At 65.2% G+C, this 24,264-nt stretch carries 21 protein-coding genes; 6 read left to right on the plus strand and 15 right to left on the minus strand.

The features are described from left to right. Positions 1 to 695: 695 nt before the first annotated feature. From E4Q08_RS10045 to E4Q08_RS10075, 7 genes are read right to left on the minus strand one after another with little or no spacing between them, the layout of a single operon-like run. Positions 696 to 1,577 (minus strand): formylglycine-generating enzyme family protein, encoded by an 882-nt coding sequence (locus E4Q08_RS10045; protein ID WP_169070286.1) that lies wholly within the window; start codon positions 1,575 to 1,577, stop codon positions 696 to 698. Continuing rightward, positions 1,577 to 1,897 carry an SUMF1/EgtB/PvdO family nonheme iron enzyme gene (locus E4Q08_RS10050; RefSeq protein ID WP_169070305.1) on the minus strand — a complete coding sequence of 107 codons (321 nt, stop codon included), beginning with the start codon at positions 1,895 to 1,897 and terminating at the stop codon, positions 1,577 to 1,579. Before E4Q08_RS10050 ends, E4Q08_RS10045 begins: the two co-directional genes overlap by 1 nt. A 15-nt stretch (positions 1,898 to 1,912) precedes the next feature. Next, on the minus strand, positions 1,913 to 2,926 hold the full coding sequence (locus E4Q08_RS10055; RefSeq protein ID WP_169070287.1) for a reverse transcriptase domain-containing protein: 1,014 nt from the start codon (positions 2,924 to 2,926) through the stop codon (positions 1,913 to 1,915). Continuing rightward, positions 2,907 to 3,395 (minus strand): HRDC domain-containing protein, encoded by a 489-nt coding sequence (locus tag E4Q08_RS10060; protein ID WP_169070288.1) that lies wholly within the window; start codon positions 3,393 to 3,395, stop codon positions 2,907 to 2,909. Before E4Q08_RS10060 ends, E4Q08_RS10055 begins: the two co-directional genes overlap by 20 nt. Then, positions 3,392 to 6,436 carry a formylglycine-generating enzyme family protein gene (locus E4Q08_RS10065; protein WP_248594821.1) on the minus strand — a complete coding sequence of 1,015 codons (3,045 nt, stop codon included), beginning with the start codon at positions 6,434 to 6,436 and terminating at the stop codon, positions 3,392 to 3,394. Before E4Q08_RS10065 ends, E4Q08_RS10060 begins: the two co-directional genes overlap by 4 nt. Then, entirely contained in the window at positions 6,436 to 7,419 is a 984-nt protein-coding gene (locus tag E4Q08_RS10070; RefSeq protein ID WP_169070289.1) for an AAA family ATPase, read from the minus strand. Before E4Q08_RS10070 ends, E4Q08_RS10065 begins: the two co-directional genes overlap by 1 nt. Continuing rightward, complete coding sequence (locus E4Q08_RS10075; protein ID WP_169070290.1) at positions 7,416 to 8,858, minus strand: toll/interleukin-1 receptor domain-containing protein; 1,443 nt, start codon at positions 8,856 to 8,858, stop codon at positions 7,416 to 7,418. The genes E4Q08_RS10070 and E4Q08_RS10075 overlap by 4 nt, the downstream gene beginning before the upstream one ends. A 306-nt stretch (positions 8,859 to 9,164) precedes the next feature. Here E4Q08_RS10075 and E4Q08_RS10080 point away from each other — a divergent pair, with 306 nt between their 5' ends. Both E4Q08_RS10080 and E4Q08_RS10085 read left to right on the plus strand, forming a co-directional pair. After that, positions 9,165 to 9,437: a BrnT family toxin gene (locus tag E4Q08_RS10080; RefSeq protein ID WP_169070291.1), complete on the plus strand. Its 273-nt coding sequence runs from the start codon at positions 9,165 to 9,167 to the stop codon at positions 9,435 to 9,437. After that, a complete protein-coding gene (locus E4Q08_RS10085) occupies positions 9,406 to 9,711 on the plus strand; it encodes a BrnA antitoxin family protein (RefSeq protein ID WP_034911791.1) in 306 nt (101 codons plus the stop codon). The genes E4Q08_RS10080 and E4Q08_RS10085 overlap by 32 nt, the downstream gene beginning before the upstream one ends. A 16-nt stretch (positions 9,712 to 9,727) precedes the next feature. Here E4Q08_RS10085 and E4Q08_RS10090 read toward each other — a convergent pair whose 3' ends face one another. The 4 genes from E4Q08_RS10090 to E4Q08_RS10105 form a co-directional block, all read right to left on the minus strand. Continuing rightward, positions 9,728 to 10,555: a DMT family transporter gene (locus tag E4Q08_RS10090; protein WP_169070292.1), complete on the minus strand. Its 828-nt coding sequence runs from the start codon at positions 10,553 to 10,555 to the stop codon at positions 9,728 to 9,730. A gap of 158 nt (positions 10,556 to 10,713) precedes the next feature. Next, entirely contained in the window at positions 10,714 to 11,199 is a 486-nt protein-coding gene (locus E4Q08_RS10095) for a methylated-DNA--[protein]-cysteine S-methyltransferase (protein ID WP_034911794.1), read from the minus strand. Further along, positions 11,196 to 12,764: an AlkA N-terminal domain-containing protein gene (locus E4Q08_RS10100; protein WP_248594822.1), complete on the minus strand. Its 1,569-nt coding sequence runs from the start codon at positions 12,762 to 12,764 to the stop codon at positions 11,196 to 11,198. The genes E4Q08_RS10095 and E4Q08_RS10100 overlap by 4 nt, the downstream gene beginning before the upstream one ends. Before the next feature lie 195 nt (positions 12,765 to 12,959). Beyond that, positions 12,960 to 13,277 (minus strand): hypothetical protein, encoded by a 318-nt coding sequence (locus E4Q08_RS10105; RefSeq protein ID WP_169070293.1) that lies wholly within the window; start codon positions 13,275 to 13,277, stop codon positions 12,960 to 12,962. A gap of 10 nt (positions 13,278 to 13,287) precedes the next feature. Here E4Q08_RS10105 and E4Q08_RS10110 point away from each other — a divergent pair, with 10 nt between their 5' ends. Further along, the gene (locus E4Q08_RS10110; protein WP_034911798.1) at positions 13,288 to 13,596 is read left to right on the plus strand and encodes a hypothetical protein; all 309 of its coding nucleotides are present in this window, start codon (positions 13,288 to 13,290) and stop codon (positions 13,594 to 13,596) included. A gap of 459 nt (positions 13,597 to 14,055) precedes the next feature. On the opposite strand, the gene E4Q08_RS10115 is transcribed toward E4Q08_RS10110, so the two are convergent. Further along, positions 14,056 to 14,793: a helix-turn-helix domain-containing protein gene (locus E4Q08_RS10115; RefSeq protein WP_169070294.1), complete on the minus strand. Its 738-nt coding sequence runs from the start codon at positions 14,791 to 14,793 to the stop codon at positions 14,056 to 14,058. A 218-nt stretch (positions 14,794 to 15,011) separates the two neighbouring features. Here E4Q08_RS10115 and E4Q08_RS10120 point away from each other — a divergent pair, with 218 nt between their 5' ends. The 3 genes from E4Q08_RS10120 (at position 15,012) to dacB (ending at position 18,816) form a co-directional block, all read left to right on the plus strand. Then, positions 15,012 to 15,704: a Crp/Fnr family transcriptional regulator gene (locus tag E4Q08_RS10120; protein ID WP_169070295.1), complete on the plus strand. Its 693-nt coding sequence runs from the start codon at positions 15,012 to 15,014 to the stop codon at positions 15,702 to 15,704. Between the two features lie 41 nt (positions 15,705 to 15,745). Further along, the gene (locus tag E4Q08_RS10125) at positions 15,746 to 17,224 is read left to right on the plus strand and encodes a CYTH and CHAD domain-containing protein (RefSeq protein ID WP_169070296.1); all 1,479 of its coding nucleotides are present in this window, start codon (positions 15,746 to 15,748) and stop codon (positions 17,222 to 17,224) included. Positions 17,225 to 17,418: 194 nt separating this feature from the next. Further along, positions 17,419 to 18,816 carry a D-alanyl-D-alanine carboxypeptidase/D-alanyl-D-alanine endopeptidase gene (gene dacB, locus E4Q08_RS10130; RefSeq protein WP_308240099.1) on the plus strand — a complete coding sequence of 466 codons (1,398 nt, stop codon included), beginning with the start codon at positions 17,419 to 17,421 and terminating at the stop codon, positions 18,814 to 18,816. Between the two features lie 7 nt (positions 18,817 to 18,823). Here dacB and E4Q08_RS10135 read toward each other — a convergent pair whose 3' ends face one another. From E4Q08_RS10135 to ubiD, 3 genes are read right to left on the minus strand one after another with little or no spacing between them, the layout of a single operon-like run. Continuing rightward, on the minus strand, positions 18,824 to 22,294 hold the full coding sequence (locus E4Q08_RS10135; RefSeq protein ID WP_169070297.1) for an EAL domain-containing protein: 3,471 nt from the start codon (positions 22,292 to 22,294) through the stop codon (positions 18,824 to 18,826). Positions 22,295 to 22,346: 52 nt separating this feature from the next. Further along, complete coding sequence (locus tag E4Q08_RS10140; protein WP_169070298.1) at positions 22,347 to 22,748, minus strand: DUF4870 family protein; 402 nt, start codon at positions 22,746 to 22,748, stop codon at positions 22,347 to 22,349. A 46-nt stretch (positions 22,749 to 22,794) separates the two neighbouring features. After that, positions 22,795 to 24,258 carry a 4-hydroxy-3-polyprenylbenzoate decarboxylase gene (ubiD, locus tag E4Q08_RS10145; protein ID WP_169070299.1) on the minus strand — a complete coding sequence of 488 codons (1,464 nt, stop codon included), beginning with the start codon at positions 24,256 to 24,258 and terminating at the stop codon, positions 22,795 to 22,797. Positions 24,259 to 24,264: the final 6 nt, after the last annotated feature.

Here is a 24,264-nt window from a genome sequence, read left to right on the forward strand (position 1 = left end):
CTGATGTCCCAGAGGGGCGTCGGGCTGTGCGTCGCCTTCCGAACTCGTTTCCACCACACCTCCGTGGCACTCTACGACCTAAACCTTGGGGCTCTGCCCCAAACCCCGCACTCGCCGTGAGGCAGCGGCCGGGGATGATCAACCCCTCCCCAGCCCCTGCCTCAAGTGTACTTGGCTTACAGGATGTCAAGAGGCTTTCGCGGCATAAACGCAAGAGAAAAATACCTCTCTCGCATTTATTCCACGGTCCTCTTGACACCCTTCCAGCCATGACTTCATCTCCTCTCTTGAACGAACGAAAAACCACAAAACGAAGCATACAAGGGGGCCATCGTTGCACACGAATTCATCCAATCCTGGTGAAAAGATCCGTCAGTCGGCTCTGCTGGCATCTGCGAGCATGGATGCCCTCTCCCCCCCAACCCCTCCCCCGCAAGGGGGGAGGGGAGTATATCGGTCCCTCCCAACACTTTCATTCACACCCCAAGAGAATGATCGCGGTCGGCGATCCCTGCGGGGCGCGGCGCGGGCTTTCATCGCGGATGATCTTGTTCATGCCCAGAATCTGCGGCGCGACTTTGTCGCCGCGCAAACCGGGAGCCGCTACGGCAAACCCTGCGCATCGCCGCCGGCACCCGCTCCGCTGGCGCCGGCACTCAATTCGGCGGCTCCGCCGCCGAATTCCCTCTGCTCGGCTACGCCGGCTCCGCCGGCGACTTTCTTCCCGCCTGCCAAGCCGGCTCCGCCGGCTTCCCAGGACCTAGGGCGAGCCGGAACCCGAAGCCGTCGTAGAGCCAGCCTGGCACGTTCCAGCTGCGGCAGGCAGAACGCACGAACCTGCCGAAGTCGACCCACGAGCCGCCGCGCAACACGCGGGCGTCGCCCGACGCCGCGCCGCACGGGTCCACCTGCGGCGTCGTCGGGTAGTCCCCGTACCAGTCGGCACACCACTCCCAGACGTTGCCATGCATCTCGTACAAGCCCCACGGATTGGCCGGCAAGGAACCCACCGGCACGGTCTGCTGGCAATACACGCCCTTCGCGCCACCGGCATACGGATGATTCCCGTTGTAGTTGACCTGCTCGGGCGTGATGTTCTCGCCAAACGAAAACGGCGTCGTCGTGCCCGCCCGGCACGCGTATTCCCATTCGGCTTCGCTCGGCAAACGCGCTTCGAGACCGGGCAGCCGCCGGTTCAGTTCGACCAGGAAACCCTGAACGTCGTCCCAGCTCACCTGCTCGACCGGCTGCCCGGGCTGGTCCTTGAACCGGCTCGGGTTCTTGCCCGTCACCGCCTGCCACAGCGCCTGCGTGCACGCCGTGTCGGCCAGCCAGTAACCTTCGCTCAGCGTCACTTCGTGCTGCATTTCATTGTCGTTCCGCTCCGGCTCGTCCTCCGGCGAACCCATCCGGAAACGCCCGGGCGCGATCCAGCGGAAGCGCTGCTGTGCTTCGGCCAGTTCGAGCGTCATCCAGAGGCCGTACTCGTCTTCACCCCAGGCGCTGGCCCAGCGCAGCGGGAAGCGCTCGGGCAAGAAGAGAGCGGCGCGGTCGTCAGCAAGCGAGGGATTGGGCATCACGGGCATCCAGCGAAGCGCCACTTCGGCAGGCGTTCGGCATCTTGCCTACCAGCCTGCCGAAGGGCATGGGCTTTTTGCCGCCGGTATACGGCGGACAGGAAGGTCATCTGGTCCTGAGCCGGTCTCCTTGACTCCGGAGCTAGGGCGAGCCGGAACCCGATGTCGTCGTTGTGCCTGCCTGGCTCGTTCCTGTTGCGGCAGGCAGAACGCACGTTCCTGCCGTTGTTGTTCCACGAGCCGCCGCGCAACACGCGGGCGTCGCCTGCGATGGCCTCCCTTGCTACTGCACCTGCCGAGCAGCCGGACCAGAAGTGGATCGTGGATTGGGCCGCTCATTGCGCACTATAGCGCGAAGGGTGGAGTTCGAGGTGACGTTTTCGCCAGCTCAGGCTGTCGCAGTGCAGCGTTGGCGCCAATACCGCGGCGTAAGCGCGCTGCAACGTCGCTTCGTCGATGATGCCGGCCAGCCAGGCGGCTTCCCAGCGCCGGCAGCCGTGCCGGTAACGCGCCTGCTTGCGTGGCGTGAGGCGCAGCGAACCGCGCAGCACGCGCGCGCCGCAATAGCTGACGCCACGCTCGCTGCGGTTGATCTGAACGTTGTCTTTCAGCGTCAGGTGCCGTTCGCGTTGCAGCCATTCGCGCAGATCTCCGACCACCTGCCTGACGCTCTGCCGGTCGTCGCCCCAACAGATGATGTCGTCCATGTAACGCACCTGGGCGCGGACGAGCGGATGCGCGAGCAGAAAGCGGTCGGCGCCGTCGAGGTAATGGTTGGCGAAGTGCTGCGAGGTCAGCGAGCCGATCGGCAGCCCGCGCCCGGGAGCCGCCGGGCACGAGGCGATGATTCGTCCGAGCAGGGCGAGGAAATCGGCACCCTTGAAACGCCTGGCGAGCAGCCGCACCAGAATCGCGTGGTCGATCGATGGGAAGTAGGCGTCGACATCGACCTTGGCGAACCACGCAAAGCGGCGCAGCTCGACCTGCACCTGGCGTATCGCGCGATGCACGCCGAGCCCCGGCCGGCAGGCGTAGGTGCTCGGGAGCAACGTACGTTCGAAAACGGGTTCGGCCAGATTCATGATCGCGTGGTGGAGAACGCGGTCGGCGAAGCACGCGGCGTGGATCAGGCGTTGCTTCGGGTCGTGGATCAGGAAACTGCGATACTCGCCGTAGGGGACGACGCCAGCCAGGATGTCGCGGCGCAAGCGGGCAATCGAGTCATCGAAATGCGCGCAGAAGCGCCTCACCTCCGGGCGCTGCCGCTTGCCGCGCGCCGCCTTGCACGCGGCCAGGGCCAGGTTGTCGGCACTCGCCAGGTCGGCGAGCTCAATTCGCGCGCGCCGCATCACCAGAACCGCTTGCCAGCGCCGGGAAGGCTTTCCGCAGGAGCGGCAGGAAATGGCCGGCGTACTTTTCCACTCGCGCCTTGCCGACGCCTTCGATCTCGCCGAGCGCCGCCGCCGTCGTTACCTGTCGCGTGACCATCGCCGCAAGCTGCTCGTTGGTGAACAGCGCAAACTGCGGAACGCCCTCGTGCTCGGCGAGCGACCGGCGCAAACCGCGCAGATCGGCATAGACGGCAAAGTCGGCCTCGTTCAGCACCTCCCGGTAATCGATCCGCTTTCTTTCGGCAGCCGGGCGAGACGAGTCCTCGCCGTCGAGCGTTGCCACGCAGAACGTCCAGTACGAGTTGAGCCCCTGATCGACGAAACGCTTTTCCACGTCGGCAAGGCGATGCTGCGCGCAGAACGCGTTGAGTGCGTCCTGTCCCGGACCGGGATCGCGCACTTCGATGGTGAACACATGGAATCTCATGGGCGTTTGAAGAACTCCTTCCATCGTTGAGTCAACGTGCGCGATGTGCTGCCGCGCACCCCGGAGCTGCCGCCCGTCCCGGGCGGCAGCTCGCCCGCCGGCGCCCGCTCCGCGGGCGCCGGCGCTACATTCGGCGGCTCCGCCGCCGAATTCCCTTTACTCGGATTCGCCGGCTCCGCCGGCGACTTCCTTCCCACCTGCCAAGCCGGCTCCGCCGGCTTCCCGGGACCTAGGGCGAGCCGGAACCCGATGTCGTCGTTGCGCCCGCCCGGCACGAACCTGCCGCGGCAGGCAGAACGCACGTTCCTGCCGTAGTCGTTCCACGAGCCGCCGCGCAACACGCGGTAGGCGCCCGACGCCGCGCCGCGCGGGTCCACCTGCGGCGTCGTCGGGTAGTCCCCGTACCAGTCGACACACCACTCCAAAACGTTGCCATGCATCTCGTACAGACCCCACGGATTGGCCGGCAAGGAGCCCACCGGAACGGTCTTCCGGCGATACACACCCTTCACGCCACCGGCATACGGGTTGTTTCCGTTGTAGTTGACCTGCTCGGGAGTGATGTTCTCGCCCAACGAAAACGGCGTCGTCGTTCCCGCCCGGCACGCGTATTCCCATTCGGCTTCGCTCGGCAAGCGCGCTTCGAGACCGGGCACCCGCCGATTCAGCTCGCCCAGGAATCCCTGAACGTCGTCCCAGCTCACCTGCTCGACCGGCTGCCCGGGATGGTCCTGGAACTCACTCGGGTTCCTGCCCGTCACCGCCTGCCACAGCGCCTGCGTGCACGCCGTGTCGGCCAGCCAGTAACCTTCGCTCAGCGTCACTTCGTGCTGCACTTCATCGTCGTACCGTTCGGGCTCGTCTTCCGGCGAACCCATCCGGAAACGCCCAGGCGCGATCCAGCGGAAGCGCTGCGTAACGCCCGCGACGGCGATTTCGCCGAACAGCCCGTAACGATCGACGCCGAGCGGTTGCTCGCCCGACCAGACACCGGTACTGTCGCCACCGCCCTCTGGCGGCCGCCAATCGAGGCGACAACGCTGGCCGCACCAGAAAACCTCGACGTACAGGCCACGCGCGTCGCAGCCGATGGCGATCGCCCAGACGGGCTTGCCGAGCGGCGTGACGGCGAGATCGAGATGCTCGCTGTGCAGCGTCAGCCGCTCGACCTCGCGCGTCAGACGGGCGAGCCTCTGCGGCAGCGAGCCGGCGGCGAAATAGCGCCGGCTCGCCGTATCGGCGCGGTCGGCGCTTTGCGTCAGGGTGACATAGGCGCCGCGATCGACCAGCGTCAGCTCGGCGCAAGGACTGCCGCCGGCGCTTCCCGATACCTTGCCCGCAGCGTCGGCTGCTTCGAGCCACAGCTCGTCGCCGCGCTGGCGGAGCGTGCAGCGCAGGCGTGGTGCCGGCTCGTGCTCGTCGTGCAGGAAATAGCCGATGTCTTCCTCGCTGACGCCTTCTGGCAGCTCGACAGCGGCGCCCGCGGCCAGCCGCTCGCGCTGCGCCAGCGCCCAGTGCGCGGCGAGCGCCGGGTTGGCGGCGAGCGCGGCATCGCTCTGGCGCGCGGCGTGCCGCTGCAGCCACTGGCGCAGCGCGAGATCGTCGCACCGGCGGGTGGTTTCGGCGATGTCGGCCTGCCAGCGCTCGGCGTCCGCGGCGAGTGCCGGCGGAACGGCTTCGGGAGCGAGATGCCGGCACGCCAGCACTTCGGCGCAGCGCACCGAAGCCGGCAGGCCGGCGTGTTGCGCGAGGATGTGCGCGACCGCCGCCTGGCGCAACCCGGGCGCCAGCGCGCGGAACTTCTGCTGGTATGCCGCGATCGCCGCCGGACTCGCGAACTGGCCGGCGTGCGCACTGGTGACCAGGTCGGGATGCTGCCAGACCAGCGCCTCGACGAACCCGTCGGCGTCGCTCGCCGGCAGCAGGTAGCGCAGCGCGCGCAGCAGTTTCGGTTCGATCACGACGGCCGGCGCGAGCAGCGTCAATAGCGTGTCGAGCGCGCGCTGCCGGCGCTCGTCGCCGGCCCGATCGCTCGCCAGGGGGGTCGGCGTGCCCGAACCGGTCGACGAGGTGGACGATGGGCGCAGGCGGCTGTGGCGGTCCCATTCGACGAGCGCCAGGCTGCCTGGCGGGCCGGCGCCCTGCGGACGCGTCGGCAGCGGGCAGAGGACCAGCGCCGGCACGCCGGCGCTGCGCAGGCGATGGCCGAACTGCTGCCAGCCGTTCGCCGCCTCGGGCGCGTCGTCGAGCAGGCCGACGTCGCCGAGGATCAGCAGCGGCGTGTTCGGCGCCGGCAGCGGCCAGCACTCGGTCATGCTGGCACCCGGCTGGCGAACGCGCGGCTGCCGGCCGGGGTCGCCGGCAAGAATGCGGCGGTCGATGCCGGCCTTGCCGTGACGCTTTTCGAGCGCCCGGCAGAGCGCGTTGAAGTCTTCGTGAAACGGCCGGGTGCGCCGGCTGTAGTCGCCGAGGATGGCGATGCGCGGGCTCCAGCCGTGGCACTGCAGCAGCGGGATCGCGCGCAGCACTTCGCCGCGCGTCAGCCGTTCGAGCAGCCGCGGCAGGTCGGGCTGGCACGTCGCGAGGCGGCGGCCGAGGACGCGGCGCAGGAAAGGCCACAATCGCGACCAGCGGGTCAGCGGCTGACGCGGCGGCAGGTGCAGCGAGGCCGCAGGTGGGCGCGCATCGGTGCCGAGAACGCGCGCGTTGGCGAGCCACGGCGGGGGCGGCGGCCCGACCCTGGCGTCGGCTTCCGGCTCGCGCCGGCGATGTTCGACGACGCGGAAGAAGCGCGCCTTCGGCAAGACCGGCGGACGCTCGGGCAACGCGGCTGGCGCGCTGCTGACGATCGGCTCGCCGCAGCGCGTGTCTTCGATGCCGCCGCGGATGACCGGCGTCGGCGGCGCCGGATCGCGCGGCCGCCGCTGGTAGCCGAGCGCGGCGGCGGCGCGCGCGAGCGCTTCGTCGCCCTCGGCGGCGTAGATGCGCAGCAGGTCGGCACGACCGACGGCTGCCCGCGAGTGCAGAACCATCGTGGACATCAGCCGGCCGGCGGGTGCTTCCTGAGCGCGAACTCGCCGACCTTGGCGAGCAGCGCCGGTTGCTCGTCGATGACCGGTGCGAGGGTGACGACGACGCGCAGCAGGTCGAGGTATTCGGCCTGTCCGGGCCCCTGCAGGCCCTGGTTGGCCGCCGCCTGGCGGTCCTGCCAGAGCTGGCGCGCGGCTTGGCGATAGACTTCGGCGTGGCAGCGTGCGTCGAAATGCAGCCGGCCGCGTTCGATCAGCCGGGCGGTGAAAGCGTCCTCGCCGCCCGGCCAGCGCAGGTTGAGCACCAGGCAGCGGCGGATGAACGCCGCCGGCAGTTCGCGCTCCTCGTTGGTGGTGATCACGACCAGTGGCGTCGGCATGGCCGGCGCTGCGCAGACGGCGGTGTCGAGCCAGGGTACGCTGAAGCCGCCGTTGCCGAGCGTTTCGAGCAGGCCGTTGGGCAGGTCGGCTTCGGCCTTGTCGATCTCGTCGATCAGCAGCACGCTGCCCCTTTCCGGCGACCAGCCGGCCGGCGGCTGCGGCCGTGCGCTGCGCCCGCCGCTCTGTTGATGCTGCCGCAGCGCCGACGGCCAGTCGAAAACCCACCACAACGCGCCGGGACTCAGGTAATTGCGCGGGTCGAGGCGCTGCCGGACCTCGTCGGCGCCATGGGGGTGGGCGCCCATCGCCTGCGCGTCGCCGAGCCGGCCGAGCGCGTCGAAGCGCCACTGCAGGTCCTGGCTCTCGCTACGCGCGTGCACGACTTCGGCAATGAACAGGCGGCCGAGCGCCTCGGCCGCGGCGCGCGCCAACTGGCTCTTGCCCGACCCCGGCTCACCGCGCACCAGCAGCGGCCGCTGCGCGGCGAGCGCCGAGCGCACCGCCCACGCCGATTCCTCGTCGAAGCGGTGCACCGACGCCGGCCACGAGCCGCGCTGCGGCAGGGGGAGGTCGGTGAGCGGGATGGCGGGGATCGTCGGAAGGGGGAGGTTCATCGTTTTTTCGCCAGCAGGTCGGGGATGGTCAGGAATTCGCGGATGATGGTGATCAGACGGCTTTCCTTGTCAACCAGAAACGGGGGTTCCGGTCCTGGGGCGCGCATGTAGATCACCGTCAAGGGGAACTCACGGCTGAGCATTTCGTGGAAGTCGCGCCGCTGCAAGGGCGAGTGGTCGTCGGTGGTGATCAGGAGATAGTGATGGTGCGACTTGTGCTTGGCGCGTTCGCCGAGCGTTTCCCTGAGGTTGTCGAGGATCTCGTCGTCGCTTGGCTTCGCGGTCGGATTGGCCGCGCTTTTCAGCTCGGGGAAAAGCTGCGCGGCAATATCCAGGCCGATTTGCCTGACCGCGTACTCGTCATCCCAGCCGGACTCGACTACCGGGAGATCGAGTCGTTCCTCACCGACGATGTCGAAGCCCCTGACCGGACCGAAGCGTGGGCGTAGCTGCCGGTAGCGCGAGCTGAGGATCTCGACACCGCACTCGGTTCTGACCAGGATCTCGAAAGTGGATTCTCCGTCACTGTCGAGTTGCTCCCGCTTCTGCACCCACTCGGGACGGACGGCCAGAACGCTGAGCCACGCCAGCAGCGTCTTGGCGTTCTCCCAGACATCGGAGTTGCGGATGGTCTGTGGCGATCCGCGCGGCAGGGCCTTCTCGGTTGCCGGCCGTAGCACGTCGCTGAGTGCGACTTCCGGCCTGGCTGCAGCAAGAGACTTGGCGAGGTCATTCGATGTGTTCAGCAGCCCTTGCTCCCTCGCCTGCCCGCGAAGGACGCTGGCAAACGAGGGCAGCGCATCGAGGATCTCGCGTATCTCCATTTCGACCCTGGCGACGAACTCCTCGTCCTTCTGCCGCGACACGTGTGCCTGCTGCCTGCTGCCGCCTGACTTGCCCGCCAGGATCCCCGCGATCAAGGCGGCGAAGTCGGTGTTGAGATGCACATCGGGGTCAAGGGCGTTCATGTCGCAGACGGTCGCCAGCCAATCGGCAATCAAACGCCGAAACTCCGCATAGTCGTCCACGACCTGGTTGAGCGGGCCGGTGTACTCACGGTCGAGCTTGTTGAGCGCTTCCCCCAGTCTTTTCTTCTTGCGCTCCCAGTACTCGAGGTAGACGGCCCAGTCTTCCGGTTCAAGCGACGTGCCACGCAGTATGATCGGGCTGACCCGCGCCCGGAAATTGCCATTGCGCCAGATTTCCCGTAACTCGTACAGGCAGTACCGGGAGCGCAGATAGCGGTCGCTGAACACCACCACGACATGCCCCGCAGCAGCCAGCCGATCCATGAACTCGCGGATCGAGCTGCCATAGCCGATGTGGGAAATGTCGCGCCCCAGGTCTATCCCGCGCGCCTTGCACGCCGTCCCGAGTCGATCGACGAGCTGATTCTGCTCCGCATCCTTCCATGCATACGAAACATAAACGCTGACCATCGCAACCCTCCCCCGCAGGCTTGTGGACCGATCCGTTCGCGAAGACGGCGGCGCCGCGCTCACCTCGCCACGCCATTCGTCTCTTGCTCGCGTTTCTGCTGCCTCTCGCTCATCTCAAAGAGCGTTCGTTCTGGACCTCCCGCAAGCAGCATGGGCCAGCCGACCCTTCCATGATAACCGCGTGAACCCGACAAGTCGCGTGTTTCACGACGCGCCCCGGAGGTCGGCATGATCGCCGTCGCACCACCCAGCCGACTGCCTCAATACAGCTCTTGAAACAGGAACAAACATACATACAATCAGCGCATGCGCTACAGTTACGATCCGGAGAAACGAACCTCGAACCTGAAGAAGCATGGCTACGACTTCGAGGATGCGCCGCAGGTCATCGAGAGCGACCGCACGGTCACCTTCGAGGATCGCCGCTTTGACTACCATGAGCAGCGATTCATTACCCTGGGCCTGTTGCGTGGGGATGTGGTGGTGATCGCCACCGCCGAGACGGATCAGAACATCCGGGTAATTTCGATGCGGAAGGCAGAGCGAAATGAGCACGAAATTTTCTACAGCAAGTGTTGACGAGGACGCCCCGATTACCCAGGCGGACATTGACGCCGGCAGGCTGATCCTGCGCCAGCGGGTCGAAGGCCGGGTGGTGCAGCCGAAGAAGCGCGTCACCCTGTACCTCGATGCCTCTCTGGTTGAGCGTTTCAAGGAAATGGCCGGCGAGCGTGGCTATCAGACGCTCATCAACGAGACGCTGAAAAGCTCGCTCCAGCAGTCCGACATGGAAGCGATGATCCGGAAGGTGATCCGCGAGGAACTGAAAGGGACGGCGGGCCACATCGCATGAAAGAACATGTTTAGCGTCAAGAAGTTCGTGCAATCCCCAGGGTCAGCGCCGTACCGACCAGAATGATGGCCCCGCCAAGCAGCATCGGCAGCGTCACGACTTCGCCGAGGAAGATTCCGCCCCAGCCAGCCGCAAACACCGGAATCAGGAAGGTTACCGTCGACGCCCGCTGTCCGCCCAGATGGGCAATCAGCCGGAAATACAGGATGTAGGCCAGCGCCGTCGAAAACGTCGCCAGCAGGATCAGCGCCAGCCAGGCGTATCCCGACGGGGTCGCTGTCGGCCAGAATGCCAGGGTCAGCGGTGCCAGTGCGATGGCTGCACTGGTCTGACTGCCGGTGGCGATGGCCAGCGGCGCGACGCCGACCAGCGTTCGCCTGGCGAAGTGGCTGGAAAAACCGTAGGACAGTGTCGCGAGCAATCCGGCCATGATCGCCAAAGCGCTGCCGCCCTCCCGGAAAGTGACTTTCCCCCAGGTCAGCACCCCCATGCCGATGACGCCGAGCAGCAGGCCGATCCACTGCCTCGGCGTCAGGCGGTCACGCAGCCAGAGCATGCCGACGAGCGCGGCCCACAAGGGCACCGTCGCATTGATCAGGGCGGTGAATCCAGCGGTCAGGGAAAGCGACGCGTAGGCCAGGAGAACGAAAGGTAACGCCGAGTTGCAGATCCCGACCGTCGCCATCGGCAACGCATGGCGACGCAGCGAGGTCGCATCCGAGCCGGCCAGCAACAACGGCCACAAGCACAGCGCCGCAATCGCCACCCGCAGGCCGATCAGGGCAATCGGACCGAACTCCGGTGCGCCGACGCGCATGAACAGAAACGAAGCGCCCCAGAGCATGGCGAGCAGGACGAAATCGCCGAGGTCACGGGTTTTCAGGGTTGCCTCCCCGCGGTGGCCGCGCCGACCAGGTGCCGGAAATCTGGAAGTACGTTGTCAACGTTGCCTCCCCGCGGTGGCCGCGCCGACGCGCAAGGTGCGTCGGGTCAGCGGTGCGATCAAGCGGCGCCCCCTTCGAGTCGCAACAGCAACGCCTTGTTGTGCAGCCCGCCGGCGTAACCCGTCAAGGCGCCGTTGGCGGCGATCACGCGGTGACACGGCACGACGATGGCGATCGGGTTGCGGCCGTTGGCGGCAGCGACCGCGCGAACCGCCGCCGGTCTGCCGATCGCTGCCGCCTGCTGGCCATAGCTGCGCGTCTGTCCGTACGGGATCCGGGTCAGCGCGAGCCATGCCGCTTGCTGGAAGTCGCTCCCCGCGGGCGCCAGCCTGAGTTCGAACCTTCGTCGCTGACCGGCGAAGTATTCGGTCAGTTCCTGCCGCAACTGCAGGAATACCGGCAGTTGCGGCGAATCGAGCCAGGGCTCGGCGGGCGCTGGCGGATGCTTGCCACCAAGGATATGCAGGGCAATGATCGCGTCGTTGGCGGCCAAGGCCAGCAGGCGGCCGACCGGCGAGTCGAAATGCGTCGAATGAGTCGTCATGCGGTTTTCTCCTGAGAGTTCCACAGGTGCATCAGCGCATAGCTGCGCCAGGGTCGCCACGGCTCGGCGATCGCTTCGGCTGCGCGCCAGCCGCTGGCGGTGTTCGGCAGGCCGAGCGCCTTGAGCAATCCGGCATCGTGCGGCGGCCACGCATCCGGCCAGGACAGCGCCCGCATCGCGATGTAGTGTGCCGTCCACGCGCCGATGCCCTCGATCGATTGCAGGGCGGCGCAGCTCGACTCGAGGTCCGCGTCCGGCGACAGGTCGAGTTCACCGGCGAGCACTTTTTGCGCCAGCGCAATCAGCGCATGCGCACGTGCGGCAACGATGCCCAGGCGGGTGAGTTCGGCCGGCATCAGAGTCGCCACCCGACTCGCCGTGGGAAAAGCCACATGCAGGTCGGTGAAGGGTGGCCTGTCCTCGAATTCGATCGGCTCGGCGAAAGCGGCGACGAAGCGCGTCGCCAGCGTGCGTGCCGCGGCGACCGTGATCTGCTGCCCGAGGACGGCCCGCACCGCGAGTTCGAAGCCATCGAAGGCCCCGGGCAGGCGCAGGCCGCTCGCTCCCTGCGCGAGCCGGCCGAGCGCCGCGCCGATTTCCCAAGGGTCGGCGTGCACATCGAAGACCCGTTTGACCTGGCTCAGCACAGCAGCGATCACCGGCGCAAAGGCGGGCGACAGCGTCACTTGCAGCGCATTCCTGTGCGCCTGGTCGGCCACTTGCAGCCAGCCGCAGATGGCCTGCGCATCGCTGCCTCGAACGTAACGCAGGATGCGACGATAGCTGCCGTCGCTGACGGCCTCGACGCCCGCGATGGCGCGCTGCTCAAGAAAGGCGAGCAGCGCCGGCCAGTCAAACGGGGCGCGATACGCCAGGCTGAAGGTGAAGAAGCGCGTGTTTTCGGCGACGGCTGCGCTCGCTCCGCCCGCCTCGGCCAGGGTGTTGCGCAAGCGCGTCGGAGCAAATCCATAGCGCTCCGAAAACAGCGCATTCATACGGCGAACACTGGAAAAACCGCTGGCGAAAGCCACCTCGGCGACCGGCAAGGCCGTATCGGTCAGCAAGCGCTTGGCCAGCAGCAGGCGATGCGTTTGCGCATACTGCACCGGCGACACGCCGAACTCGGTCTGAAATATCCGCCGCAAGTGCCGGTCGGTCACTCCGACGCGCGCCGCAATCGCGCTCAGCGGGTGCACCGCGTCGCCATTGGCTGGGCCACCGATCCCCGCGATGGCATCTTCGATGAAGCGCGCCGCGCTATGTGCCAGCTTCGCACTCGCCTCGCTGGCGGCGAATCCGGGCGCGAGTTCCGGCCGGCATTTCAGACAAGGCCGATAGCCGGCTGCTTCGGCTGCCGCTGCGCTGATGTAGAAACTGCAGTTCTCGAACAGCGGCAACTTCACCCGGCAGATCGGCCGGCAGTAGATTCGCGTCGAAGAAACGCCGACAAAGAATCGACCATCGAAGCGTGTGTCATGCGCCTTCATGGCCTGGTAGCAGGCAGCCGGGGGGAACTGGCCGGCATGGGCTTGCATCGTCGCGGGATGGTCGTTGGCTTCAGGCATGCTGCCAGTCTAGCGGCAAGCGTTCAGCGGGGCTGGCCGTTTTCGGACATCCAGTGACTTCGTAACAGGCCGTCCGGCACCGGCGTCGATTTCCTCGACACTTCCGAATCTACGGCCCGTACATCGATCTCCAGTGCTGCTGCGCAGGTACGGCCGGCGGGCCGAATTCGGCTGGCCCTGGCCGTCAGTACTTGCCTAGACCCTGGTACTGACGACGTTCCCGACGGACGAAGCGGCAGGCATGTTGCTGGCGAAGGCCTGCAGAAAGTCCGCAAGCGTCGCTTTGCTGCTGCTCCCGCCAACTGCCCCCAGGAGCTTCTGGAAACTTTGCTGCAGCGCACCCACCGAGGAGTCGGACGAGCCCGAACCCGTCGAATTGCCACTCGACGACGCGAGCTTCTCGATCAGACTCTGCATGTCCGACTGGAAATTGTGGCGGTGCTGGCCGGAGCTGCCCGCGATGCTGCTGTCGTTCGTGGCGGCCTGAGTGCTTTGCGAATGCAGGGCGGCCATCAGGGTCTGCATGAAAGCGGCCAGAGCCCGTGCCGGATCCTCGGCCGCGGATGTTGAGGAGGAGGACGAAGCCGATGCCGACGTTGCGGCAGTCTTGCTCGAAGCACTCGCACTGTTGCCGACGCCGATTTTCGCCAAGGCCTGGGTAATCGCTTCGAGCATGCCGCCGCCGGCGGAAGGCCCAGGGGACGGGATCTCGTCCACGCCACGGTTGGCTCTCGTGCCGTTCGTTTGGCTGGTGCTGCTCAGTTGGCCAAGCTGGGAAATCCAGTTGCTCGCACTCAATACGCCGCCAATCAACATTTTTCTGTCCTGGTAGTAGTGGATCATCTCGGCCAACTGCCCTTGACCGCCTGCGGTCGCAAGGCACTCCGCCCTGCCCGCTGGGCGACTGGCACGTCCATGCAGGCGGGAATAACCGGGCGGCGTGCCGCAAGGATAAAGAGCACAAGGATAAAAAGCAATTTCCGGGCCAGAGAATTCCAGACTTTGCGCTCATTTCCCAAAATACACCCGCTCAAGCAGAAGAACAACGCCGATCATCGAGTCCAAGGCACCGAAAACGGGGGTTGGAGGTCGCCCCAATGATTGATTCCGTCATCGATCGGCAAGAAATGCCGCTCGGCACCAGCACTCGGGGCCGGGTTTACCGGCAATCTTTGCCGCCGCCGGCCGCAAGCATCGACAGCTGCGCATCATTCCTTGCCGACAACCGGCGAATCGATCGATAGGCGAAGCATGCAGCGAGGCATCCGTTCCGCAATATGGCGTCACGGACTCACTCATCGCGATCGCTGCTGCGCTCCTGGTGCCGAGTGCGCAGGGCCATCGCCATCTCGAATGCCGCCTGCGTGAAGCTCACAATCTCGGCGAATTCCTGGTCGCCGAGCGTACGCGCATCGTCATTGCTGCGATAAATGTTGACGAACTGGTGTTCGCGAACGGTCTGTAGCACCAGCTTGCCGATTCCCAGATTTTCGAGGCTTTTCCACAGTTCGGGATTGGTCGTGCGGGTAAATCCCATCACGAAACCAATCGGGTCATTGCGACCGAAAACCGCTGCCAGACGCAGAATCAGCTCGAACGACAGGGCGATGCGGCCATTCTCGAGAGCCTCGATCAGCGAAGGATCCTTGAGGTCGATGGCGGCACTGACTTCGGCGATCGTCAGCCCGGCCGTCTCGCGCATCGAGCGGATCGCCGCACCGGTTTTGCTCCAGGCAGTAGGTTCCACCATCCCTGGCAGTACTGCCCGCACGACTTCGCTGGCCGCATCGATCGGATGCCCTTCCTGCAACGCCCGGCTGACCTTGCCGGCGGTCTGGAGGGCACGCCCGGCAACCCCGGTGGCCGCACTGATGTCCAGCAGCCTGCCAGCCATCGCGCGCACCTGGTCGACGAGACCTGGCTCGGCGGGCAGGTCGGCATCGGGTTTCGCCAGAGTGTCTGGCTTCTTGACGGTACGCTTGGCCACAGCGGGCTTGCGTCTTGCCGATGGTGAGGGCGGATTGGTCATACCTCATCCTTTCATGGTGGCTTCGGAGGTGCGGCTTTAAGCTGTTACCATTCGCCTGGAAACCGCAGTGGGTCCGCAGATGTCGCAGATTAGCGCAGATATACGCTCCTGTGCTGTTGGCAACAAGCTCCGGCAATGCTCTTGCCCCTGGCGGTCACAAGTGCGAATATTACCGACCGCCGATTTCGGCGCTGGCTGATTCTTGCGAAAAACCGCCCATGCATGCAAACCAACACGGCATAAACATTGAAGCGCTGCTGGCGCATGTGCCGCTGTTCAATGAACTGGCGACGGAAGAAATTGCGCGCCTGGCCCGTGGCACACGTGAAATCACCGCTGCGCGCGGTGACATCCTGTTCCACAAGGGAGATACACCGACCGGCTTCTACCTGCTGGTTTACGGCCAGGTGAAACTGGCGTTCACCTCGCCGAATGGCGGGGAAAAAGTCGTCGATATCATCGGGCAAGGTCAGACCTTCGGTGAGGCCGTGATGTTTACGGACAGACCGTTCATGGTCTATGCGCAGGCACTGGTCGACTCGCTGCTGCTGCACATCTCGAAGACGGCGATTCTCGACGAACTCGACGCGGACCCGAAGTTCGGTCGCAAGATGATTGCCGGGCTGTCGATGCGTCTGCACCACCTGGTCAGCGACGTGGAATCGTATTCCCTGTGTTCTGGCCGGCAGCGCATCATCGCTTATCTGCTACTGGACATTCCCGGCAACGGAGGCGAGGGAATCACCGTGACGCTGCCGACCAACAAGGGCGTCATTGCCTCGCGCCTCAATCTGACGCAGGAGCACTTCTCGCGTATCCTGCACGAGCTCTCGGAGAAAGGGCTGATTGTCGTTGAAGGGCGAAGGATCCACATTCCCGATGTCGAGAAACTGCGCATGCACGATTCCTGAAATCTGCGGCACCCACATCACCCCACGAGGAGACAATAACAATGGCAATGGAAACCGAGATCAAACTGAGCCTGCCGGCAAGCGCTGCACGGCGGGTATCTGCACACGCGCTGCTGGCCAACAGCCAGCCGATCCGACAGAAGCTGGTCAATACCTACTATGACACGCCTGACCGGCGCCTGCAGCGAAAACGTCTCGCCGTGCGCTACCGCCGCAAAGACTCGACATGGCTGCTGACCGTCAAGAGTGACGCGGCCTCTCCCGGCGGGCTGGCACAACGCCGCGAATGGGAGGCGCCCGGCCAACCTGGCGAATTCGATTTTTCCCATGTGGACAACCCCAAGCTCCGCCGCTTTCTCGAAGCGGCGATCCCCGAACTGGCGCCGGTTTTCAGCACGGACTTCACGCGCAACTTCTGGCTGCTGACGCCACAGGAGGGAACGCGCATCGAGGTCGCACTCGACCGCGGCAAGATCGTCGCCGGCGACCATCAGGAAACCATTTGCGAAGTCGAACTGGAATTGCTCGAAGGGAAAGTCTCCGACCTGTTCGATGCTGCGCTCGCCCTGCAGAGCGAACTGCCGCTGCATCCCGGGAGCGCCAGCAAGGCCGAGCGCGGCTACCGGCTGGCCAACGGAACCGCACTGACACCGGTCAGGGCTGCCGACGCGGCGCTGGAAATGGGGATGACCAGCATCGCCGTCTTCCGCAGCACCGTCTTCTCGTGTCTGGCGCAACTCCAGGGCAATGAACGTGGTCTGCGCGAAACCAACGCGCCCGAATACATCCATCAGGCGCGCGTCGCCATGCGTCGCCTGCGTTCGGCGATCCGGCTCTGGCGACCGCTGCTGCCGGAAGAATATGTCAGCAACTTCGACCCACGCTGGCGTACCCTGGCCAATCAACTGGGCGACACCCGTAACTGGGATGTCTTCATCACCGAGATCCTGCCGCCGATCCACAAGGCGTTTCCCGATCATGCCGACCTGCACCGGCTCGCCAGCCAGGCCAACAGCCACCTGGCCGCCTGTCGCAAGGCGGCGCAGGCAGCCATGACCGCACCCACCTACTCGCAGTTGTTGCTCGAATTCACCGCCGCCACCGTCGCCCTCCCGGAAAGCAAGAAGCCGCCAATCACCGCCTTTGCGCCAAACTCCCTGAACAAGCGCGCCAAACGTGTCGCTGCGCTGGCGGTTGAAACCCGGGATTCGGATCCGGAGGCCCGACATGCCCTGCGTGTCGCCTTGAAGCGGCTGCGTTACGCGCTCGAGTTCTTCGCCCCGCTGTTCCCGGCACGGCGCATGCAGCGCTATCAGCAAAGTGCCACTGGCCTGCTCGACCTGCTCGGCCGGATGAACGACACCACCGTCGCCGAACAGCTTGCCGTGCAGGCCCTGCCCGGCCACCACAGCGACCTGGTCCGCGCCTGGCTGGCCGGACGCACCGATCTGATGCTCGCTCAACTCGATACGCTGCTGGCCAGGTTTCTCAGCCACCCGCCGCCCTGGGAGCACGGCTGAACGACGTACTTCAGCGTCTGGCCATACTCGTAGGTCGGGTTGGCCCGCAGGGCGTAACCCGACATTCATCGGGCAGGGTGTCGAGTTACGCTGTGCTCACTCGGGCTACGGTGGCGGCTTGCAATGCCTTGGGTAAAATGTCGGGTTACGCTGCGCTAACCCGACCTACGCAGCCTTGGCAACCGGCGCCAGGGTTGCCCGCCCTTCGCAAAATCGTCGTGCTCGCGTTGATCGCGCCTGGCCTGCCGGCAGCCCAGGCGGCAGACCTGCCGCCGGCGGTCAGCCAGGCACTGCAGGAAGCCGGCATCCCCGCGCGCTCGGTCGCCGTGGTCGTGCAGGCCGTTGATGGCGGCCCGCCGCTACTTGCTCACCACCCGCGGCAGGCCATGAACCCGGCTTCGGCAATGAAACTGCTGACCACTTACGCTGCCCTCGAACTGCTCGGGCCGGCGCACACCTGGCACACCGAAGTGCTTGCCGAGTCCGCAGCCGTCAACGGCCGGGTCGATGGCAATCTCTATCTGCGCGGCAGCGGCGATCCCAGGCTCGGTCTCGAACCGTTCTGGCTGCTGTTGCGGCAACTGCGTGCGCGCGGCGTGGCCGAAATCGGCGGCGACCTGGTTCTCGATCGCAGCGCTTTCGCAGTTCCGCCACACGATCCGGGCGAGTTCGACCAGGAACCGTTACGGCCGTACAACGCCGGTCCGGATGCGCTGCTGGTGAACCTCAAGAGCATCCGCCTGACGCTGCTGCCGGACCCGGCGCGCCAGACGGTCCAGGTGATCATCGATACGCCGAGCGCAGGCCTGCGTATCGACAATCGCCTGAGCCTCGGGCGTGAGGCCTGCGATGACTGGCGCGAACAGATCAGGCCGGTGGTCAACGGCCAGAGCATCGAGCTCAGCGGCAGATTTCCGGCGGCCTGCGGCGAGAAGGCGCTACACCTCGTGCCCTGGGCTGCCGACCTGCAGGTCGAGGATCTGTTCCGTGCCCTGTGGCGCGAACTCGGCGGCAGCTTCAGTGGCCGCGTCCGCGCAGGCCGCGTGCCAGCCAGCGCGCGCACGCTGGCGGTACAGGAGTCAGCGGCGCTCGGCGAGGTGATTCGCGACATCAACAAGTTCAGCAATAACGTCATGGCGCGCCAACTGTTCCTGAGCCTCGACAGCGAGCGCCCGGCAACGGCGGAAGGTGCGCGCCGCCGGATCGCCGGCTGGTTGCAGGCGAAGGGACTGAAACTGCCTGAACTGGTGCTGGACAACGGCTCCGGCCTGTCGCGCAGCGAACGCATCTCGGCCGCAGACCTGGCCGCTTTGCTGCGCGCCGCCTGGCAAAGTCCGGTGATGCCCGAACTCATCGCCTCACTGCCGATTGCCGGCGTCGACGGCACTTTACGCAAGCGTTTCAACGAGGGATCGCTGTCCGGGCGCGCGCACCTGAAGACCGGCTATCTCGATGGAGTGCGGGCACTTGCCGGTTTTCTGCTCGACCGCAGCGGCAAGCGCTGGATCGTTGTCTGTCTGATCAACGACCCGAAAGCCCGACTCGGCAAGCCAGCGATCGACGCCCTGCTGCTCTGGGTGGCAAAGCGCTGAGCAGCCCTCAGCACCAGCAAGCGTGGCTCGCGAAGGCTGCGAACTGCGCTGCCGGCAGCGGCTCACTGAACAGATAACCCTGTGCTTCATCGCAGCCCTTGGCACCCAGAAAAGCCATCTGCTCTTCGCTTTCGACGCCTTCGGCGATGGTCTGCAGGCCGAGGTTGTGCGCCAGGCCGATGATCGCCGCAATGATTGCCTCATCATCCGGATCGCTGGCCAGGTCGGCGACAAACGAGCGGTCGATCTTGAGCTTGTGGACCCGAAAACGCTTGAGGTAACTCATTGACGAATAGTCGGTACCGAAGTCGTCGATCGAGATGCGCACCCCCCGCTCGCGCAGCTTGTCCATCATCTCGACTGCCGCCAGCGGGTTGTCCATGGCCACGCTCTCGGTCAACTCGAGCTCGAGAAACTGCGCCGGCAGACCTTCCTCGTCGAGGATTCGCGACACCACCTCGGCCAGATTCGCCTGCCGAAACTGCACTGCCGAGAGGTTGACGGCAACGGTCAGCAGCGGCAGACCGGCTTGCTGCCAGAGACGCATCTGACGAACCGCAACGCGCAGGACCCATTCGCCAATCGGCAGAATCAGCCCGCACTCCTCGGCAATCGGAACGAACTCGGCCGGCGAGACCATCCCCAGTTCGGGATGCTGCCAGCGCAGCAGCGCCTCGGCCCCGACCAGACGGCGCTCAGCGATCACAAACTGCGGCTGGAAATGCAGGCTCAGCTCGCCATGTTCGAGCGCGCGCCGCAGGTCGTTTTCGAGTTGCAGGGTACGTGCCGATCGCTCCTGCATCTCGGGGGTAAAGAAGCAATAGGCATTGCGGCCGCGCTGCTTGGCGCGATACATCGCCGTATCCGCGCACATCGACAGCGTTTCGAAGCTGTCGCCATCGGCCGGATACATGGCAATACCCAGCGACACCGTGCAGCTCAGCTCATACTGCTCGATACGATAAGAGGGCGTGGTGAGTTCGAGCAGTTTGCTCGCCACGTGCGCGGCGCCGACGGCGTCGGTATCCGGCAAGACGAGGATGAATTCGTCGCCACCGAGACGGGAAACGGTATCTTCCGCGCGGACGGCGCCGACCAGACGCTTGGCGAGCTGAACCAGGATCTCGTCGCCAATCCGGTGCCCGAGCGAATCATTGACATTCTTGAAGCGGTCGAGATCGAGGAACATCAGCGCCAGCGACTCGCGACCGCGCTGGGCGCGGCTCAGATCATGCCTGACCCGCTCGGCAAGCAGGCTGCGGTTGGGCAGACCGGTCAGCGGGTCGAAGTGCGCCAGACGCTTGATGCTGGCCTCGGCTTCCTTTTGCTCGGTGATGTCGACAAGGGTGCCGAGGTAGCCGGCAATCCCGCCCTGCAGATTGTGCATCACCGTCACCGACAGGCGCACGCTACGGCGGCAGCCGTCCTTGCGTATCAGGGTCATTTCCCGCTCATCCACTTCGCCGCTGCTGCGTGCCCTGGCGACCAGCGCGTCGAAACCGGCTTCGACCCGATAACCCAGGGTCTCGCTCAGCGCTGCGGCCATCGCCGCGATCTCGTCGCTGTTGTGAAAGAGGACGGGGGACACCTGACCGACCACCTCGTCGGCAAGGTAGCCGAGGATCGCTTCAGCGCCCGGGTTGAATACCGTGATCACCCCATCAGGATCGGTGGCAACGATGCCGCAAGCCGCATTGGCGAGCACCGACGCCTTCAGGGCCTCGCTTTCCCGCAGCGCCTGCTCCGCCTGCCGGCGTTCGGCGAGCAAGGCGGTGTTTTCCAGAGCGACCGCGGCGCTCGCTGCCAGACCCTGCAAGAGACGTACATCGGTCTCGTCGAAACCACCGGGTTTGTTGTGGATCTCGAAACAACCGAGCAGATCACCGTGGCGGCTGATGATCGGCATGTCGAGCAGGTTGTACGAAGCAAGCGCCTGCTGAATCTCCGGGATCATATAGGGATCATGCTCGGCATCGTTGCTGAGATAAAACGCTCTGGTCTGCATGACCCGGCCCGGCACGCCGTAACCGCTTGGGAAACGGTAGTCAATCGGAATCCACTGGGCAGCGTGGCGGTACTCGCTGAAAACCATCTGTCCGTCGCAGAGGCGCGCCGCTGCACCTGCTGTCGCGGCGGTGATTTTCAGCGCGGCGGCCACGAGTTGCCGCAGCACCACCGGGATCTCCAGCTCGCTGTTGATTTCCTGACTGGCGGCCGACATCAGCGCCAGTTGCTCGCTGCGCCGCAGCAGCGCGGCCTCCGCCTGCTTGCGCTCGCTGATGTCCCGAGAAAGAACGATGAAGCGCGGTTCTTTGCCGTTCGCAGCAAACTTGCGTGCCACCGACAGTTCGAACCAGCAGTTTCCCTGCGCCAACGGCAACTCGAACTGCTGGCCAAGCGAGCGACCGGTCTCCTGCGCTTGGCGCAAGGCCGACAGGCAAATGGCCGCGGCAGCGGGCGGCAACACCTCCGATATCAGCCTGCCGATCAGGCGATCAGGGGGGGCGGCCAACAGATCGGTACGCGGGGAATGGTAGTCATGGTAGCGACCATCGAGCCCCACCTCGAACATCAGATCGGGAACGGCATTCAGGGTGGCTTCGAGCTGGGCGGTGCGCTGCCGGACGAGACGCCGCAGGGTCATCACCCAGATCAACAGCAGACTGCCCAGCAGCGAGCCGACCAGAAGTGCGTAGCCAAGATAACGCGCAAAGGGGGACAGAATCAGCGGGATCCCCATCCATTTCTGACGTAGATCCCGCTCTTCGTCCGGAGAAATACTGGCAAAACCCTTCTGCAGCAGTGCCAGCGTGGCGCTATCGCCTTTGTGCACGGCCCGATGAAATTCCCCCGTATACAGGGTGAAGGCCTTGTTGAACAGGTGCTCGGCGTGATTCAGGTAGAGCAGGTAGTTGGCGGGCGGCTCGTCGAGGCAGAACACCCGGACTTTCCCTTCCACCGCTCCGCGCACCAGCGCCTCGTAACTGGCGAATGTCTGCAGCGTGCTGACGCCAAGGCTGGCGAGCTTGGTGACACAGGCGTCGCCAGCCTTCACGCCCACCAGAAAACCCTGCAGGGTCATGGCATCGACGATACCGCCGATGCTGGCATGGGTGAAGATCGACACCGGGATCGTTTCGTAAGGCGGCGAAAAATCGAGTGTGCGCTCGCGTTCCGGGGTCCGGAAGATGGTATCGATGACTGCCGCCTGCTGCCGGCTCATGCGTTGCTGTGCGGTCGCCCAGTCGCTTCCCTGCAGGTCGATGGCTACGCTGGTCTTTCTTTCCCACAGCCGCCAGCGATCGACCAGATAACCCGTGAGGGTGCCGCCGGCATCGCGAAACACATAGGGCGGATAGTTGTCGTCGATGACCACGGTCAGCGCAGCGGGCAACTTCGGCGCGGCGGCATTGCCGGCAGTGCCGCAAAGTGGCAACAGCATCGCCAGCGCGAGGAAGAGGTGGCGGCAGCTACGCACGCAGCTCAACCGAATTCACATATCACTGCGCAGCGCCGAAAACCCGGCAAGCTCAACTGTCCCCGATCGGTCGCCGGTCTGCCAGCGCGAGCCAGCCGCGAATGACGCGATAGGCGACCCAAAGACCGAGGATCACGATCAACATCCAGGCGATCGGAATACCGATGAGGGTGATGATCAGCAGGCCGTAGACCAGCAGCCAGAGCAGCGTGAACCAGAAGGTCCGGATCTGCCAGCGATAGTGGCTGTAGAGCCAGGTGCCCGAGACCTCGGCGCGCTTGAGGTAATTGAGAACGACGGCAATCAGCGATGGTAGCCCGAAGACAAAAGCGCCGGCGACCGTCGCCGCACCGGTTACTCCAACCACCACTGCGAGTGCGTGCAGGCCGTAGATGACATGGCAGCAGGTGTGCGCAGAGTCGATATTCCTTTCGGGAATCAGGTCATTATTCACTTTGCTCTCCAGTCTTGTCTGCCCCGGCCGGGCGGAGAACCGGCACTCACAGCCCCAGTTCGTTCCATAACGCGTCGACGCGCTGTTTCACGGCAGCATCCATGACGATCGGTGTTCCCCACTCGCGAGTGGTTTCGCCAGGCCACTTGTTGGTGGCGTCGATTCCCATCTTGCTGCCGAGACCGGCGACCGGGCTGGCAAAGTCGAGATAGTCGATCGGCGTGTTCTCGGCGATCAGCGTATCGCGCACCGCATCGACGCGCGTGGTCATTGCCCAGATCACTTCCTTCCAGTCGCGGATATCGACATCGTCGTCCACGACGATGATGAACTTGGTGTACATGAACTGGCGCAGGAAACTCCAGATCCCGAACATCACGCGTTTGGCGTGCCCCGGATACTGTTTCCGGATGCTGACCGTCGCCAGGCGATACGAACAGCCTTCCGGTGGCAGGTAGAAATCGACGATCTCGGGAAACTGCTTCTGCAACAGCGGTACGAACACTTCGTTGAGCGCCACGCCGAGCATCGCTGGTTCGTCCGGCGGCTTGCCGGTATAGGTGCTGTGGTAGATCGCTTGCCGGCGCATCGTGATGCGCTCGATGGTGAACACCGGAAAACGTGACTGCTCGTTGTAATAGCCGGTATGGTCGCCATACGGCCCTTCGAGCGCGCTTTCGGCCGGATCGATGAATCCTTCGAGAACGATCTCGGCTGCTGCCGGTACCTGCAGATCGGAGCCCAGGCACTGCACCACTTCGGTCTTGGCCCCGCGCAGCAGACCGGCAAACTGGTATTCGGAGAGACTGTCCGGAACCGGCGTCACTGCCGCGAGAATCGTCGCCGGATCGGCGCCCAGTGCCACCGCCACCGGGAAAGGCTGGCCCGGATGTTGCAGGCAGTGCTCGCGAAAATCGAGCGCGCCGCCGCGGTGCGCCAGCCAGCGCATGATCACCCGGTTGCTCCCGATCACCTGCTGGCGATAGATGCCCAGGTTCTGGCGGCTCTTGTGCGGCCCGCGCGTCACCGTCAGTCCCCAGGTGATCAGTGGCGCTGCGTCGCCCGGCCAGCAGAACTGGATCGGCAGACGCGACAGGTCGACGTCTTTGCCTTCCCATACGAGATCCTGGCAAGGCGCCGAAGAACGCACACGCGGCGCCATGTGGAGCACCTGCCGGAGTACCGGCAGCTTGTCCCAGGCATCCTTGAGTCCCTTCGGCGGTTCCGGCTCCTTGAGGTAGGCGAGCAGCTTGCCGACCTCGCGCAAGGCCAGCAGCGAGTCCTGCCCCATGCCCAGCGCCACCCGCCGCGGCGTGCCAAAGAGATTGGCCAGCACCGGCATGTTATGCCCTCGGGGATTCTCGAAGAGTAGTGCCGGGCCGCCGGCACGCAGCACGCGATCGCAAATCTCGGTCATCTCCAGGTGCGTGTCTACCTCCACAGCGATGCGCTTGAGTTCACCGAGACCTTCCAGTTGCGCGATGAAGTCGCGCAGGTCGTGATATTTCATCGTCCG

Origin of the sequence: Candidatus Accumulibacter contiguus (genome assembly GCF_012940005.1) — a bacterium.
GTDB classification, from domain to species: domain Bacteria; phylum Pseudomonadota; class Gammaproteobacteria; order Burkholderiales; family Rhodocyclaceae; genus Accumulibacter; species Accumulibacter contiguus.